This window comes from Pseudonocardia sp. SID8383 (genome assembly GCF_009864975.1).
Taxonomy (GTDB): domain Bacteria; phylum Actinomycetota; class Actinomycetes; order Mycobacteriales; family Pseudonocardiaceae; genus Pseudonocardia; species Pseudonocardia alni.
Genome location: NZ_WWFY01000549.1, coordinates 1 through 1,345, shown reverse-complemented (window position 1 = coordinate 1,345; position 1,345 = coordinate 1). Strand labels below are relative to the sequence as shown.

2 protein-coding genes are annotated in these 1,345 nt (G+C 76.4%); both read right to left on the bottom strand.

Annotation, left to right across the window (positions count from 1 at the left end):
* A partial coding sequence (locus GTW08_RS13330) for an iron chelate uptake ABC transporter family permease subunit (RefSeq protein WP_161151992.1) occupies window positions 1–419 on the bottom strand: 419 nt, incomplete at its 3' end.
* Window positions 416–1,345 (bottom strand): ABC transporter substrate-binding protein (locus GTW08_RS13325; RefSeq protein WP_161151991.1); only part of this gene is annotated, 930 nt, incomplete at its 5' end. The genes GTW08_RS13330 and GTW08_RS13325, both read right to left, overlap by 4 nt.

Genomic DNA, 1,345 nt, shown 5'->3' with positions numbered 1-1,345 from the left:
ACCGCGGCCGGGCCGACGGCGCCGCGGACGGCGAGCAGGGTGAGCGCGCCCCCGGTCACCGCGCCGACCACGGCGGGCAGCAGCGGCGCGAACGGGACCGCGGCCCCGGTGACGATCGTGACCGCCACCGCGGCCGCGGCACCGGAGGACACCCCGAGCAGCTCGGGGACGGCGAGCGGGTTGCGCAGACCGTCCTGCAGCAGCAACCCGGCCAGCCCGAGCGCGGCGCCGGTGAGCACACCGAGCAGCAGCCGCGGCACCCGCAGCTCGGTGACGACGACGTGCTCGATCCCGCCCGCCGCGACCAGCACGGCGGGCAGCCGGTGCGGGGCGACGGCCGGGGTGCCGGTCCCGAGGACCAGCGCGGCGAGCAGCACCGCCCCGGCCGCGACGGCGAGCAGCAGCAGGGCCCGTCTCACCGGCCGGGGACCGCCGCGAGCGACTGGGTGACGATCGCGCCCAGGCTGCGGGTGCCGCGCCCGCTGCCCCACAGCCGCGGGTCCATCTCGTGCACGTTCCCCTGCTGCACCGCGGGGACCTGGGCCCACACCGGGTTCGCGGCGAGCTGGTCGGTCAGGGTGCGGTCGGCCGAGGAGAACAGCAGTGAGAACGCGAACACCACGTCCGGGGCCTGCGCGACGATCTCCTCGACGCTGTAGGTGCTCGCGGTCTCGACGTCGGCGCCGCGCGGGACGAACGGGTAGTCGTAGAGCGTCGCGAGCAGGTTCCCGTTGACCGTGTCGGTGGTGTCGACGCCGATCGTGTCGGCGCTGCCGTACATCAGCAGGACCTTCCGGCCGGCCTTGCCGGTGGCGCGCGCCTGCTCGACGCCGTCGGCCAGCGTCGTGCGGAAGCGCAGTTCGCCCGCGGTGGCCTCGGCGGTGCGTCCGGTGAGCGACCCCAGGTCCCGCAGGTAGCCGACCGACTCCTCCCAGGTCGTCGGCTGCACCAGCCACAGCGGGGCGAAGCGCTCGATCGCCGCACGCAGCGGCTCGTGCACTCCGCCGAGCCCGATCACCAGGTCGGGACGCAGCGCGGCGATGGACTCGACGTCCTCGCTACCGAAGCTGCCGGCGACGGTCGGGACCTGCGCGGCGCGGTCGCCGAGCAGGACGGGGTTCTTCAGCAGGGCCGGGGTGGAGGTGCCGACCGGGGTGAGCCCCAGCTCGACGACCATGTCGTCGCACAGGCCGGTCAGGCAGACGATGCGCGTCGGCGGGGCCGGCACGGTGACGGTGGCGCCGCGCGGGTCGGTGACCGTGAGTGCCGGCTCCAGCGGTGCGACGTCCCGGCTGACGGCGGGCCGCTCGGCGGCCGCCTCCGGCGCGGGCGCGGCCGACCCACC